A 14,587-nucleotide genomic window follows, 5' to 3' on the forward strand; every position below is an offset into this window, starting at 1 on the left:
ATGTAAAATAGATTTTATTAATGGATATTGGTTATTTATAAGGAATTCTTATTCTATTTTTCCTTTAAAAAATTCTAAAACTTTTCCTAAGTCTTCAAAGATATAATCTGCTTTTTTCTGATCTTGTCCGAAGAATTTATCTTTTATTGCGATTACTTTTATATTTGCATTTTTTCCTGCTTCTATTCCCCTTGTTGAGTCCTCTATTACAAAGGCATCTTCATTAGACACTTGTAAAATTTCACAGGCTTTTAGATAAACATCTGGATTTGGTTTACTTTTTTTGACTTCATCCGAACTCACTATGAAGTCAAAGTATTCTAAAATTTCACAATCTTTTAGAGCCTTTTCAATTGTCTTTTTAGGACTTGATGAGCAAACAGCAGTTTTTATTTTATGTTTTTTTAAAAATACTAAAATTTCTTTTACAAAAGGCTTTAGAATTGCTTTATAGTCAATAGGATGTTCTAAAAAATACTTTCTATTTTCTTCTTCTATCTCAGAAATTGTATATTTTTTATTGAGCATTTCATACAGCAAATTATATGTTCCTTCCATATTCGTTCCAATCAGTCTAAAAGTATCTTCGAGTTTTCCTTTAAAACCCCTTTTAGAAATCCAATCATAAGTTCCCTTCATGTAAAACATTTCTGAATCTATAAGGACTCCGTCCATATCAAAAAGTACAGCTTTCATATTATTTACCTCTATTTTTTAAACAATCATAATTATCACATATATATCTTACTAGCTTTAAATAGTTTTCTTTATATTTTCGATTCTTTTTATTTTTTATTGAATTTTTAATAATAAGATTTAAATTATCCAAAGCCAATATTAAAATCATAATTAAAAAAACTAAAAATCCTACCTTTAGATATGTTTTCAAATCTTCTGCTTTTGTAATATTGTTTTTTCCTATAAATAGAGAAATTTTAACTGCTATTGATGTCAAAATTAATCTTATAGTTGCAAAAACTGCTGAAATAAATGATGAAATGATAATTGTAGATATTAATCCTGTTTTTATTATAAATGCTATTGCTATAGTTACCCCTTTATTTATAGCTTTTAAAATCAACTCAAATGAATTTATATCAATATTTTTATTTTTTTCAAGTAAAAATTTCTCTCTTATCAAATCATTTTCAGTTGGAAATTTACTAAAAATAAATTCTTCTAAAAATTTTAAATTCTCGTGATTTGTCTTAATATAGTCTTTTACATCTCTATTAAGAAATTCTTTAAGTTGTAAACTATAACCGAAATATTCGTTGTCAAACCATTTATTTACATCATTATTTTTTGGAAATTCATTATCCTTAATTTTAAATTTTACATCATTAATATTATATAAAATAAAGAATAACTCAAAACTTAAAAATATAATATACGAATAATTAAATAAAGTTAAAAAGTGATTGTAAAATAAAAACTCAGATTTAAAAATAGAAATATATAATAGTAAATTCATATTTAAAAAAGCTAAAATTTTAACTAATATATTTAATGGATTTATAAAACTAAGTTTAAATTTAGTATATCTAATTAACATAAAATAAATCATATTCATACTGTTAAATATAAAAATAAATCCTAATAGAATTTGTAAAAAATCAAGCACATAGGATAATTGAAAATCCAATAAGTAAAATGATATTATAAAATAAATTGAATATACCAAAACCCATAAAATATTAAATATGGTATTAATAATTCTTAGTATTTTTTCATATTTTAAATTAATATTTTCTAATTTTTTTCTAAGTAATACCATTTTATCACCTTATTTCCCTTAAATTACAATTTACAAAAAAGCTGTCCATTATGTCAAAACCTCTTTTTGTAAAATATATTCTATCATCTTTAATTTCGACTACATTATTTTCTAATCCTATTTTTACAGCTTTTTTATTCTCTTCTAAAAAGTCAGACTCAAAAAGTCTATTATAATCTGAAATCAAAAACCCCTCTTTTAAACGCATATTCATTATGATATATTCAAATTTTTTTGTAGGCATATCCAATTTTTCTCTAAAATCTACAGGAATATTTCCATTTTGTAATTCTTTTATATATTTTGAAAGATTAACTGTATTAGAAAATCTTTCATCATTTAAATAGGAATGAGCAGAAATCCCAAGTCCTAAATACTCTTTACAATTCCAATACTTTTTATTATGAACAGATTCTTTCACGACTTTAGCAAAATTTGAAACTTCATATTGATTCAATCCCATTTCTTCTAATTTTTCTACGATTAGATGATACATTTTTCTTTCAGTTTCTTCATCTAAAAAATCCAATTTTCCTGCATTTTGTAATGCCTTAAATTTCGTCTTTTCTTCAATAATCAAAGCATAATAAGAGATATGTTCGGGATTTATATTTTTTACAATTTCTAAGTCATATAAAATATCATCTATTGTTTGACTTTGATAACCGAAAATTAAATCTAAATTTAAATCAAGGTCAAATTTTTTTACCAATTCAATACTATCAAAGGCTTCTTTGGAATTGTGATTTCTTCCAAGTTCTTTTAAAATTACATCATTAAAACTTTGTACTCCTATTGATACTCTATTTATTTTTGCACTTTTATAGTATTCTAATTTTTTCTTATCAAAAGTTTTCGGATTTGTTTCAATTGATATTTCAATATTATCAAGGACTGTAAAATTTTCCTTTACTTTTTCTAAAATTTCAAATATATATTTTCCGTCAATAAAACTCGGAGTTCCTCCTCCAATGAAAATAGAATCTATTAAAAAGTTTTTATTTCCTTTTAATTCAATTTCTTTTTTTAAAGCTTCTACATACTCTTTAATTTTAGAATTTGCGCCTTGAAATGCTGTAAAGTCGCAATAATTACATATTCTATCACAAAAAGGAATGTGAATATATAATCCCAATCTTTTCATTTTTTCTCCTATTAAGCAAAAAGCCTATCTTATAATAGGCTTTCTTATCTATTTTTCATCATATTTCAATACAGCTAAAAATGCCTGTTGAGGTACTTCTACGCTACCAATTTGTTGCATTTTCTTCTTACCTTCTTTTTGTTTTTCGAGTAATTTTCTCTTTCTTGAAATATCTCCACCATAACATTTTGCAAGTACGTCTTTTCTCAAAGCTCTTACAGTTTCTCTGGCGATTACTTTAGAACCTATTGAAGCTTGAATAGGTACTGCAAATTGATGTCTAGGAATTTCATCTTTAAGTCTTTCAACTATATTTCTCGCTCTTTCGTAAGATTTTTCACGATGAACAATTATTGAAAAGGCATCAACTAAATCTCCATTAATTAAAATATCCAATTTAGCTAAATCTGAACGTTGATATCCTTTTAACTCGTAATCAAGTGAAGCATAACCCTTAGTTTTTGATTTTAATGCATCAAAAAAATCGTAAATAACTTCATTCAACGGCAAAATATATCTAAGACTTACTCTATGTTGATCGAGATATTCCATATTCTCAAAAATACCTCTTTTATTTTGACATAAATCCATAATAGTTCCAACATAGTCTTTTGGAGTCATAATATTTGCCTCAACAATAGGTTCTTCCATATATTCTATTTCAGTTTCTTTAGGTAAATTGCTTGGGTTTTGAATTTCAAGTATTTCTCCTGTTTTTTTAGCAACTTTATAGATTACAGATGGAGCTGTTGTAATTATATTCAAATCAAATTCTCTATCAAGTCTTTCTTGAATAATTTCCATATGTAATAGTCCCAAAAATCCACATCTAAATCCAAAGCCTAGTGCGACAGAGCTTTCAGGTTCAAAGGATAGAGAAGCATCATTTACTTGAAGTTTCTCTAAAGCTTCCCTTACACTGTTAAAATCCTCCCCTTCTGCGGGATAAATTCCACAATAAACCATTGGAATAACTTTTTTATATCCAGGTAAAGCTGAGTCAGTCATATTTTCAAAATCTGTAATAGTATCCCCAACTCTTGCATCTTTTACATTCTTTATGCTTGCAACTACATAACCTACATCTCCGGCTTTTAGCTCTCCAGTTTGAACATTTCCTGAAGCAGTATAACCAACTTCAGTTACTTCAAATTTTCCTTTAGTTGCCATCATATAAATAGTCATTCCCTCTTTTAAAGTTCCTTCAACTACACGAACATAGGAAACAACACCTTTGTATGAATCATAATATGAATCAAAGATAAGTGCTTTAAGTGGTGCATTTTCATCTCCAGTTGGAGCAGGTACATTATTTACAATATCTTCCAGTACATCTTCAATATTAAGTCCCTCTTTTGCAGAAACTAAAGGAATTCCCTCTGTATCAAAGCCTGTTATTTCTTCAATTTCATCTTTTACTTCATCAATTCTAGCTGACGGTAAATCTATTTTATTTATAACTGGTAAAATTTCTAAATCTTGTTCTAATGCCAAATATACATTTCCAAGTGTCTGAGCTTCAACACCTTGAGTTGCATCAACAACTAAAATAGCTCCCTCACAAGCAGCAAGACTTCTTGATACTTCATAAGTAAAGTCAACATGTCCCGGAGTGTCAATAAGATTTAAAACATAAGTTTCTCCGTCTTTTGCTTTGTAGAAAAGTTTTACAGCCTTTAGCTTAATAGTAATACCTCTTTCTCTCTCAAGATCCATACTATCTAAAACCTGTTCTTCCATTTCTCTTTTAGTCATCATCCCTGTTTTTTCTATTAATCTATCAGCAAGAGTTGATTTCCCATGATCTATATGTGCAATTATAGAAAAATTTCTAATATTCTTCTGTTCAATTTTCATAAATTATTTTAACCCTCCAAAATTATTAAAAGGATAGTATCTAAATACAATTTTCCCAACAATGTCAGATCTTGGAACAACTCCTAAATCTCTACTATCTCTACTATTTGATCTATTATCCCCCAAAACGAAAACATAACCTTTAGGCACTTCCCATTTTGTAGTATTATTATGTGGCGCAGTAACTTTTGTACTCACATAATTCTCTTCCAATATTTTTCCATTCAAATAAACTCTGTCATTAATTATTTCAACAGTATCTCCTTCAACAGCTATAACTCTCTTTAAATAATATTTTTTTGCATCAGGAACGTAAAAATCAATAATATCTCCACGAGTTATATTCTTTTTCATAAAAAATATTTTATTAACCATAAGTCTATCCCCATGATTTACAGTTGGATTCATACTTCTTCCATCTACAATAGTACTTGTAACAACAAAAGTTCTTATTCCAAAACTTATTAAAAGTGCAAGAATTATAACTTTCGCATAATCAAAGAAAATTTTCCAAAAATTCTTTTCTTCCTGTTCATTACTATTTTTCTCTTCTTCATCATATCTATCATCAATCATAATTTCCTCCAAATTCAGATAGAATCATTTTATCATCTTTAATTAATGTCTATCCACTAAAAACTTACAATATAAAACATAACCAAATCCGCCTAAAAATATTACTAGAAATGGACTTATTTTAAAATAACTAACTAATATTAAAACTAATAAACTAAAAATATAGTGAACAGCCTTTAACTTTGTCTTTTTTCCAAGTATTACAACAGCAGAAGCTAGCACTGCTATTAAAGCTGGTTTAACTGCAATAAAAAATTTACTGACATAGTAATTCGCACTCATATCCTTAAAAAACATTGCTATTATAAGAATTGATATAAAAGCAGGAAAAATTGAACAAAATAAGCAAACCAAAGCTCCTGCTAAACCCTTTATCTTATATCCTACAATAATACTAATATTACAACCCAAAACTCCTGGAACACTTTGTGCTATTCCAAGTGCATCTAAAAATTCTTCTTGAGTCATATATTTCCTTTTTTCCACAATTTCTTTATTTATAACCGGAATCATCGCAGCTCCACCACCAACCGTCAGAGTGCTTATCCACAAAAAAGTCTTAAATAATTGAAATAACATAATTACCTCCTAAATAATCCACATTCCGATTATACCAGTTAAAAAAATTGCAATTATCGGATGTAAATTTTTATAAGTAGTTAAGTAAAATATTATTCCAAAAGTACTTATCGAATATATAGTATAAAAGTCAGAATCAATAACAGACACACAACTAGATGCAATCAATCCAAGTACGACAGGTCTGATCCCAACAAAAAAGTTCTTTATATGTACATTATCTTTAAATTTTTGCATAAAAAAAACAATTAAAGTAATTAAAATAAAACTTGGTAAAACAACTGCCATAGTAGTTATAATAGATCCAATAACTCCGTTACCTACAGTATATCCTACAAATGTTGCAAGATTTATCGCAATTGGACCTGGTGTTATTTGTGAAATTGTAACAAAATTTATAAAGTCATTCATTCCAATCCAAGCATATTTATCTACAACCATAGATATAATCAGTGGAATCATTGCATATCCTCCACCAAAATTATATGCTCCAATGAATAAAAACACTAAAAACAAGCTAATTAAACTCATTTTATCTCCTCTTACCTATTATTATTCTATCAAAACCTGCAAAATCTTTTTTTTGAAGTAAAATTTCAAATCCATTTTCAATTAGTAAATTAGAAATAATTTTCATTTGATTATATCCTATTTCAAAAGCTAAAACTCCATTTGCTGATAAATAATCCAAGGACCCCGAAATTATTTTTTTATAAAAGAATAATCCATCTTTTCCACCATATAAGGCATTTTGAGGCTCAAAAGATAATTCTTTTTCCAGTGTTTTCATGTCGATCTCATCAATATAAGGAGGATTTGAAACTATAATATCAAAATTTTTCTCCTTTATATTTGAAAAAATATCACTTTCAAAAAATTCCACATTTTTTAGATTCAACTCTTCTTTATTTTTATTTGATAATTTTATAGCTTCTTTGTTTATATCAATACCATAAACATACGATTTTTTCAAATTATCAGCCAGTGCAATACTTATAGCTCCACTTCCACAGCCTATATCTAAAATTTTATCCTTTTTACAATCCAATTTTAAAATTTCATCAACCAAAATTTCAGTCTCAAATCTTGGAATTAAAGCAGATTCATCAACAAACAACTCCAAACCATAAAATTCCCATTTTCCAAATATATATTGTAATGGATAATTTTGTTTTCTATTTTCTATTATTTCTAGAAATTCATTGTATATAGAATCAACACAAAATGTCAATTCCATTTTTAATTCAACAGCTTTTTTACCCGTTAAAAATTCTAAAATTAACCAATTTTCATTAGAATTACCATGTTTTTCAATTAATTCTTTTATGTCCATAGAAAACTCCAATCCTAAGAAATTTTAGAATATAACTCATAAATAAAATTATAAAAATCATCTGAAACAGTTATTAAAAATGACGCATCATTATATTTTAAACTAGCAGTCCTACCTTCAGAGGATAATGTAATACTAAGAATATTATTATTACTTTCAAAAGATATTGTTATATCTTCGTTATCCATAGTAAGTTTAGAATCAGAAACAAATTTATTAAACTCTAACTTTGAAATAACATCATCCATTAATTTTTTATCTTCAATAATATATTTTTTATCATTTTCTACTTTAGTAATTACTATTTTATTTAATTCTTGCGGAGATAGGTATTTTTTTTCAATTTTTAAAACATCATTATGATTTATATCTGTAACAATATAATACTTTTCTCTCTCTTTTCTAATTCTTCCTCTTTCAACAATTGAATTATAAGTAATTAATCCTAATCCAATAATTTCTATAATAAAAACTATTATAATAATATTTTTAATATTTTTTTTCATAAAATACTCCCCTGACAATTATGCCTCAAACAAATTAAAATATTAATCTTAATCCACTATTATTTTATCACAATTTAGAAAAAAAATAAATTAAAATTGACAATAAGTACATAAACTCTAATTATTATGTTTAAATATAGTTATAAAATTTTTGACAAAAAAAGAGATGAATTTTTTATTCATCTCTTAAAATTCTTTTTGTAAATACTCCATAAATGATTTTATATCTTTAAAATCCTTATAAACTGCTGCAAAACGAACATAAGAAACCTCATCAAGTGATTTTAAATATTTCAAAACCAATTCCCCAATCTGAGTAGATTTAATTTCATTTTTGTAATTTTGTCTAATATCTTTTTCAATATTATCTATAACAGACTCTATCTCTTTATCTTTAATAGTTCTTTTTTCACAACATTTTTTTATACCGGCAAAAACTTTATTTCTAGAAAAAATTTGTCTAGATCCATCTTTTTTTAACACAAAAATTACAAACTCAGGCATTTTCTCATATGTTGTAAATTTATAATCACAAATCTCACAAACTCTTCTTCTTTTAACATAAGTTTTATCAATAGAATTTCTAGAATCTAGAACTCTAGTAGTTTCCGCTCCGCAGTTAGGACATTTCATTATCTTAAGAAACTTGGAATATCTAACTCTAATCCATCATCTTTTTTATCTGATGCAAGTTTTTTTTCAATACCAGATGATTTTCTAATTCCACCTGCTACAAGAGGGTCAAATCCAGTAGCTATAACAGTAATCTTAATATCATCTCCAAGAGATTCATCAACACCTGTACCGAAAATTACATTTGCATCTCCATCTATTGCTTCTCTAATTAATTCGGCAGCTTCATGAGCTTCAAAAAGTCCAACATTAGCTGCAGTAACATTAAGAAGAACAGCACTTGCTCCATCTATAGAAGTTTCAAGTAATGGACTGTTAATTGCCATTTTAGCAGCTTCAACAGCTCTATTATCTCCACTTGCAACACCAATACCCATATGAGCAACACCTTGATCTTGCATTACTGATTTAACATCTGCAAAATCTAAATTAATTATACTAGGAATAGCAATTAAATCTGAAATACCTTGAATACCATTCATTAGAACTTCATCTGCCATGGCAAAAGCTTCTAACATTGTTGTTCTCTTTTCAGAAATTTGAATCAATTTATCATTTGGAATAGTAATTAATGTATCTACTTTTTCTTTAAGTGCTTCAATTCCTTGTTCAGCTTGAACAGCTCTTTTTTTACCTTCAAATGTAAATGGTTTAGTAACTACACCAACAGTTAAAACGCCCATTTCCTTTGCAATGCCAGCAACTACTGGAGCAGCACCTGTACCAGTTCCACCACCCATTCCAGCAGTAATAAATACCATATCAGTTCCTTCAAGAGATTTCATTATTTCTTCTTTACTTTCTTCGGCTGCTTTTTCTCCAATTGATGGGTTAGCTCCTGCACCAAGTCCTCTTGTTAACTTTTCTCCTATTTGAATTTTTGTTTCTATGTCAATAGAATTTAAAATTTGTCTATCAGTATTTACTGCAACGAAATCAACACCTCTTAAACCAGATTGTTTCATTCTTGAGATAGCGTTGTTTCCGCCACCACCTATACCAAAGACTTTAATTTTAGCTAAGCCACTTCCACATACTTCCATTTCAAATGCCATTTTAATTTCCTCCTATATTCTTTTCTACTTATTTTTTAGGTAACCACTGTTATTATACTAAATTTTTAAATAAAATTCCACTATTTTTTTACTATTATTGGATTATCTCCAACATTTAATATAATTTCTTTTGCATTTATTCCTTCTACTTGAATTTTCTTAAGTAAAATTCCAATTATTTGTGTCTTTTTTGCATAATCATTTAAATCACCAAATGTAACTTTTAAAGAATTTTTCATTTGGATTACTATTTCTTTATCATTTGTAAAGTCAATACTAACTACATTTGGATAATATTCTTTGGACAAAATGTCTACTAAGAATTTAACTTTAGTAGTATCATTTGAAAAATCTTCTCCAACTTTTAAATCAGTTTCTGAAATTCCCTTTAATTGAGCTCCCGATGCCTTAGAATTGTCAGTTGCAACCTCTTTTACCTTACCGTAATTATCAATAGTTGTTAACCCGCTAGCAGTATTAATATAAGAACTAACATAATTTTCTTTTACTTCTATTTCAATTATATTAGGATAATTTTTTCTAACCTTTACATTCTCAATATTTGAAAGAGCCTTTAAATTTTTTTCAATTTTACTAGAAGATGTTAAAAATATATTATCTCCAATATTTACACCACTTTTAGAAACTATAAGTTCTTTTTCATTTGCTACATTTCCAACTACTTTTACATAATCAATCTTAAATAAATCATGAGTAAGTCCAAAATAAACCATTATCCCTGCACAGGCCAATAAAAAAGTTAACATAAACTTCAAGAAAAGTCTTAATCCTCTTTTTCTCTTCTTTTTATTACCTTTTTTATCTATATAATACTCATCATCATCTTCGTCATCATCATCTTCTGATTCATTATGACTATCAATAACTTCATCATAATAATTTGCCTTTTGATTTACGTTCACATAAGTAGTTTGAGTCATATCAATATCATTATCTAGACTGCCAAAATCATCATCTTCTTCAGTATTATTTTCTTCTATACTTCCAAAGTCGTCATCATCTTCTGATTCATTAGCTACAACTTGACTAGTTTCAAACAATGATTCATAATTATTTTCTTTACTTGATTCTTCTGTATTAGCTATCTCATATTGATTAAAAATTGAACCTTCTTCTCCATTTTCTTCATCATAAAAAAGATTTTCAGATGCTTCTTTTTGTGTAATGCTTTCATTGGATTCCAAACTGCCAAAATCATCATCATCTTCTAACTCAACTTGTTTATCTGAATTAGTATCATTCAAATTTAAATAGCTAGAACTTTGAAATTCATTTTCTGCCATATTATCTTTTTCAGGAATTTCTTGAATAACTTCATCTTCAATATTATCATTAGAAGAAAAAGTGTCTTCCCCCATTTCTTCAGAAACAGGATGTTCTTTCTCGTAATTTAATTTTTCAAAATCTACACTTTTGAAATCTTCAAAAAAAGATTCATCCAAAACATTACTGCTAGCCTTTAACTTATCATATTCGTAAAATTCATCATTTTCTGAACTATCAGAATTGTTACTCTTTACAAATATTTTAGGCTTCTTACCTTTTCTGTTATCTCCAGCCATATCTATCTCCCTTTAAATTTATCATAAAAAATTGAAACAAAATCATTTACTGCATTAGGAGTTGCTAACTTCTTTGCACTATCTTTCATTTGTTCAAGTTTATTATTGTCAAAAATTATTTTTTCTATATTTTCCCATAATAAATCAGAATTTAAGTCTTTTTCGAGTATAAGCTCAGCAGCACCAATATCTTTATACGCTCTTGCATTAAATTCTTGGTGATTTTCTGTAGTATATGCTTTTGGTATTAGTATACTTGCTAAGCCTATTTTTGATATTTCAGCTAATGTTATTGCTCCAGAACTTGTTATAACCAAATCTGAAACTCCATAAGCTTTATCCATTTCAATCATATACGGCAAAATTTTTACATTCTTTCCTAATTTTATATTTTTATTTTTTATATCTTCTAAAAATTTATCATAATTGCTTTTTCCAGTTACGTGAATTAAAGAAATTTTATTATTATCATAGAATTTATCTAAAATTCCTAAAATTGCTTTATTAAGCTCTTCACTACCGTTACTTCCCCCAAAAGAAAAAATATTCTTGGAATTTTCATCAAGTTCAAAAAACTTTAAAGAGTCTTTTCTATCTAGATTTTGAAATCTATTTCTAATTGGATTTCCAGTAACTACACATTTCTCATTGTTCTTAAAAAATTTTATTGATTCTTTAAATGTAACAGCCATTGAATCTACATATCTAGATAAGATTCTATTAGTTATTCCAGGATAACTATTTTGTTCGTGAAATATTGTATAAATTCCAAGTTTATGAGCTTTATACAAAACTGGTCCTGTTACAAACCCCCCTGTTCCTATTGCAATATCTGGTTTAAACTCCTTCAATATCTTCTTTGCTTGTGATAGTCCTTTAAACAGAATAAAAATTGATTTAAAAAACTTTTTATTAATTTTTCTTGGTAATCCCATTACTTCAATTGATTTAAAATTTATATTCAAACTTGGAATTAATTCACTTTCCATACTGTTCTTAGAACCTATATATAAAATTTCTATATTTTCATCTCTTTTTTTTAATTCTTCAATTATCGCAACAGCAGGATATATATGTCCTCCTGTTCCGCCTCCTGATATTACAACTTTCATATTATCTCCCTTTAGTATCATGTCTAACAATTCCTAGAATAATTCCAATCATTATTGAAGTCATAACCAATGATGAACCACCGTAACTTACAAAAGGTAAAGTTACTCCTGTTGGAGGAATTGACCCAGTAGCTGTTCCAATATTGACTAATGTTTGTAATCCTATTGAAAATGTTATTCCTAGTATTACCATTCTTCCATATAAGTTCTTAATATTTCTTGAAATCATTATTCCTAAATATGCCAAGTAAATATATACTCCAATTAAGAACACAGAACCTATAAATCCAAATTCTTCTGCAATAGTTGCAAAAATAAAATCATTATGAGCTTCTGATAAAGTATACTTTTGTCTTCCATTTCCTAAACCAACACCTAGAAGAGATCCATTTGTTATAGCAAAAAGAGACTTTATAAGTTGCCAAGATTTTGAATCTCTATACTTTAAAGGATTTATAAAAGCTTGAATTCTACTAGTTCTACTATATCCTGAATTTAATAAATATATTACTCCAAAACTCGCAATAGATATTCCAAGTCCAGAAAACATTATTGCCTTTTTATCCATACCAGCTATTATATACATAGCTGTTATAGTCCCTATAATTATCAATGTATTCGAAAAATCAGGTTGAATCATAACAGAGAATGATGCTAACCCAACAATTACTAAATATTTAAAAAATACATTTTTAAAAGTAAAATTATTTTTATATTTATCAATAATATATGCCATTAACATTATAGATGCAATTTTCATGAAATCAGAAGGCATAAATGTTAAAGGTCCTATTTTTATCCATCTTCTCGCATTATAAACATTAATTCCTATTGGAGAATACACTAAAAAACCCATTAAAAAAACTAATATAAAAATTATTTTACTATATTTTTTTAATTTCAAAATATTCACTTGTGAAAAAATAAATATCGATATAATAGATAAAGCTACAAATAATGTATGCTTTTTTATTATTTCTATTTCATTTCCTTTTAGTCTATAGCTATATGGCCAACTTGTACTAAATACCATTATACCTCCAAACAGAAGTAGAAATAGTACAACCATGACTAATTTCTTAGTGTATTTATCATATTTATTCATTATAATTCATTTACCAACTTCTTAAATAAATTTCCTCTTTCTTCATAGCTTTTAAACATATCCCAACTTGCAGAAGCAGGAGAAAGTAAAACATTATCACCTCTTTCAGCAATTTCAATACATTTTTCTATAACTTCTTTATAATCATTAACAATTATATTATTTTCAAACCCATTCTTCTTTGCAGTATCATAAAATTTATATTTTGTATCTCCAACTAAAATTAATGCCTTTATCTTTCCATTAAAACTTTCAAATAACGGATTAAAATCAACATTTTTATCATAACCACCTAAAATTAATATTATAGGTTTTTCTAAAGCCTCAATAGCTTTTATAGTTGAATCTACATTTGTTCCTTTAGAATCATTATAAAATTTTATTCCATTAAAATCTCTAACGAACTCAATTCTATGTTCAACGCCACCAAAATTTTTACATGCAAAAATTATGGTATCCATAATTATACCATAATTATAACAGATTGCCAAAGAAATTAAAACATTTTGAGCATTATGCTTTCCTAAAATTTTTAAATCTTTCATAGAAAATAGCTTTTTATCATTGTGATAAAAATTATTTTCACTTAAATAAAAGTCTGCATTTTTATTATTTAAAGAAATTTTTGTTACATTAGTATTTTCTACATTAATCTTACCTAAAATTTCATCATCAATATTTAAAATAAGATTTCCATTTTTATCCATATTTTTAAATATTTTTAATTTATCTTCTATATAGTTATCAAAACTTCCATGCCAATCAATATGATCCGGAGTAATATTTCCTATAGAAGCAATATAAGGTTTAAAATTTTCAATATTATGTAGCTGAAAACTGCTAACTTCTATAATATTTACAGTTTCATCATCTGAATTAAAAATCTCCCAAAGCATTCCTATTCCGATATTTCCAACCACTCTTGATTTAATATTTGCAGTTTTAAAAATTTCCCCAACTAAACTTGTTGTAGTAGTTTTCCCATTTGTCCCAGTTATCGCAATAATTTTTCTTTTTGGAAATAATGTATATGCTAATTCCAAGTCAGTATAAACAGGAACTTTTCTATAAGTAAAATATTCTATTATTTCATTAGAAGGTTTAATTCCGGGACTTTTAACTATAAAATCAAATGTGTAATCTTTATAATTTTTTATGAATTTATAATTATACCTTTCAAGATTTTCAAAAACATTTTGTAATTCTGATTTTTCCTTATCATCATAACAGTAAACGTCCGCATTTAATGAGCACAGTGTTTTTATAGTTGAAATTCCTGATAAACCTAATCCAATAACTAAAACTTTTTTATTTAAAATTTCCATAA

At 26.5% G+C, this 14,587-nt stretch carries 15 protein-coding genes; all 15 read right to left on the reverse strand.

The features are described from left to right. Positions 1 to 48: 48 nt before the first annotated feature. The 15 genes from WFJ11_RS05160 to murD all read right to left on the reverse strand — a co-directional run bounded on the left by WFJ11_RS05160 (position 49) and on the right by murD (position 14,585). Positions 49 to 696: an HAD family phosphatase gene (locus tag WFJ11_RS05160; protein WP_338817043.1), complete on the reverse strand. Its 648-nt coding sequence runs from the start codon at positions 694 to 696 to the stop codon at positions 49 to 51. Between the two features lies 1 nt (position 697). After that, positions 698 to 1,777: a hypothetical protein gene (locus WFJ11_RS05165; RefSeq protein WP_338817044.1), complete on the reverse strand. Its 1,080-nt coding sequence runs from the start codon at positions 1,775 to 1,777 to the stop codon at positions 698 to 700. 4 nt (positions 1,778 to 1,781) lie between these two features. Then, complete coding sequence (gene hemW, locus WFJ11_RS05170; protein ID WP_338817045.1) at positions 1,782 to 2,921, reverse strand: radical SAM family heme chaperone HemW; 1,140 nt, start codon at positions 2,919 to 2,921, stop codon at positions 1,782 to 1,784. A 48-nt stretch (positions 2,922 to 2,969) separates the two neighbouring features. Then, on the reverse strand, positions 2,970 to 4,778 hold the full coding sequence (gene lepA / locus WFJ11_RS05175) for a translation elongation factor 4 (protein WP_338817046.1): 1,809 nt from the start codon (positions 4,776 to 4,778) through the stop codon (positions 2,970 to 2,972). A gap of 3 nt (positions 4,779 to 4,781) precedes the next feature. Further along, positions 4,782 to 5,354, reverse strand: coding sequence for a signal peptidase I (gene lepB, locus WFJ11_RS05180; protein WP_338817047.1), 573 nt, complete (start codon positions 5,352 to 5,354; stop codon positions 4,782 to 4,784). Positions 5,355 to 5,396: 42 nt separating this feature from the next. Further along, positions 5,397 to 5,933, reverse strand: a complete 537-nt coding sequence (locus WFJ11_RS05185) for a chromate transporter (RefSeq protein ID WP_009354661.1) — start codon at positions 5,931 to 5,933, stop codon at positions 5,397 to 5,399. A 9-nt stretch (positions 5,934 to 5,942) separates the two neighbouring features. Next, entirely contained in the window at positions 5,943 to 6,464 is a 522-nt protein-coding gene (locus WFJ11_RS05190; RefSeq protein ID WP_338817048.1) for a chromate transporter, read from the reverse strand. A 1-nt stretch (position 6,465) separates the two neighbouring features. Next, positions 6,466 to 7,266 (reverse strand): peptide chain release factor N(5)-glutamine methyltransferase, encoded by an 801-nt coding sequence (prmC, locus tag WFJ11_RS05195; RefSeq protein WP_338817049.1) that lies wholly within the window; start codon positions 7,264 to 7,266, stop codon positions 6,466 to 6,468. A 14-nt stretch (positions 7,267 to 7,280) separates the two neighbouring features. After that, positions 7,281 to 7,772 carry a hypothetical protein gene (locus tag WFJ11_RS05200; RefSeq protein WP_338817050.1) on the reverse strand — a complete coding sequence of 164 codons (492 nt, stop codon included), beginning with the start codon at positions 7,770 to 7,772 and terminating at the stop codon, positions 7,281 to 7,283. 186 nt (positions 7,773 to 7,958) lie between these two features. Next, positions 7,959 to 8,405: a transcriptional regulator NrdR gene (nrdR, locus tag WFJ11_RS05205; protein ID WP_009354837.1), complete on the reverse strand. Its 447-nt coding sequence runs from the start codon at positions 8,403 to 8,405 to the stop codon at positions 7,959 to 7,961. After that, on the reverse strand, positions 8,405 to 9,460 hold the full coding sequence (gene ftsZ, locus WFJ11_RS05210; RefSeq protein WP_338817051.1) for a cell division protein FtsZ: 1,056 nt from the start codon (positions 9,458 to 9,460) through the stop codon (positions 8,405 to 8,407). The genes nrdR and ftsZ overlap by 1 nt, the downstream gene beginning before the upstream one ends. 80 nt (positions 9,461 to 9,540) lie before the next feature. Further along, a complete protein-coding gene (locus WFJ11_RS05215; protein ID WP_338817052.1) occupies positions 9,541 to 11,043 on the reverse strand; it encodes a cell division protein FtsQ/DivIB in 1,503 nt (500 codons plus the stop codon). Between the two features lie 2 nt (positions 11,044 to 11,045). Next, the gene (gene murG, locus WFJ11_RS05220) at positions 11,046 to 12,155 is read right to left on the reverse strand and encodes an undecaprenyldiphospho-muramoylpentapeptide beta-N-acetylglucosaminyltransferase (RefSeq protein WP_338817053.1); all 1,110 of its coding nucleotides are present in this window, start codon (positions 12,153 to 12,155) and stop codon (positions 11,046 to 11,048) included. A 1-nt stretch (position 12,156) separates the two neighbouring features. Beyond that, positions 12,157 to 13,260, reverse strand: a complete 1,104-nt coding sequence (locus tag WFJ11_RS05225) for an FtsW/RodA/SpoVE family cell cycle protein (RefSeq protein ID WP_009354389.1) — start codon at positions 13,258 to 13,260, stop codon at positions 12,157 to 12,159. Then, entirely contained in the window at positions 13,260 to 14,585 is a 1,326-nt protein-coding gene (gene murD, locus WFJ11_RS05230; RefSeq protein WP_338817054.1) for a UDP-N-acetylmuramoyl-L-alanine--D-glutamate ligase, read from the reverse strand. The genes WFJ11_RS05225 and murD overlap by 1 nt, the downstream gene beginning before the upstream one ends. Between the last annotated feature and the right edge of the window lie 2 nt (positions 14,586 to 14,587).

It is taken from the genome of Parvimonas micra, from assembly GCF_037482165.1.
GTDB lineage: Bacteria > Bacillota > Clostridia > Tissierellales > Peptoniphilaceae > Parvimonas.

Excerpts from the sequence above, each read along its gene's own strand:
- lepA (WP_338817046.1), bottom strand. The coding sequence starts at position 4,778 with ATGAAAATTGAACAGAAGAATATTAGAAATTTTTCTATAATTGCACAT.
- WFJ11_RS05185 (WP_009354661.1), bottom strand. The coding sequence starts at position 5,933 with ATGTTATTTCAATTATTTAAGACTTTTTTGTGGATAAGCACTCTGACG.
- WFJ11_RS05160 (WP_338817043.1), bottom strand. The coding sequence starts at position 696 with ATGAAAGCTGTACTTTTTGATATGGACGGAGTCCTTATAGATTCAGAA.
- WFJ11_RS05190 (WP_338817048.1), bottom strand. The coding sequence starts at position 6,464 with ATGAGTTTAATTAGCTTGTTTTTAGTGTTTTTATTCATTGGAGCATAT.
- WFJ11_RS05200 (WP_338817050.1), bottom strand. The coding sequence starts at position 7,772 with ATGAAAAAAAATATTAAAAATATTATTATAATAGTTTTTATTATAGAA.
- WFJ11_RS05165 (WP_338817044.1), bottom strand. The coding sequence starts at position 1,777 with ATGGTATTACTTAGAAAAAAATTAGAAAATATTAATTTAAAATATGAA.
- murD (WP_338817054.1), bottom strand. The coding sequence starts at position 14,585 with ATGGAAATTTTAAATAAAAAAGTTTTAGTTATTGGATTAGGTTTATCA.
- lepB (WP_338817047.1), bottom strand. The coding sequence starts at position 5,354 with ATGATTGATGATAGATATGATGAAGAAGAGAAAAATAGTAATGAACAG.
- WFJ11_RS05215 (WP_338817052.1), bottom strand. The coding sequence starts at position 11,043 with ATGGCTGGAGATAACAGAAAAGGTAAGAAGCCTAAAATATTTGTAAAG.
- murG (WP_338817053.1), bottom strand. The coding sequence starts at position 12,155 with ATGAAAGTTGTAATATCAGGAGGCGGAACAGGAGGACATATATATCCT.
- hemW (WP_338817045.1), bottom strand. The coding sequence starts at position 2,921 with ATGAAAAGATTGGGATTATATATTCACATTCCTTTTTGTGATAGAATA.
- prmC (WP_338817049.1), bottom strand. The coding sequence starts at position 7,266 with ATGGACATAAAAGAATTAATTGAAAAACATGGTAATTCTAATGAAAAT.
- WFJ11_RS05225 (WP_009354389.1), bottom strand. The coding sequence starts at position 13,260 with ATGAATAAATATGATAAATACACTAAGAAATTAGTCATGGTTGTACTA.
- nrdR (WP_009354837.1), bottom strand. The coding sequence starts at position 8,405 with ATGAAATGTCCTAACTGCGGAGCGGAAACTACTAGAGTTCTAGATTCT.
- ftsZ (WP_338817051.1), bottom strand. The coding sequence starts at position 9,460 with ATGGCATTTGAAATGGAAGTATGTGGAAGTGGCTTAGCTAAAATTAAA.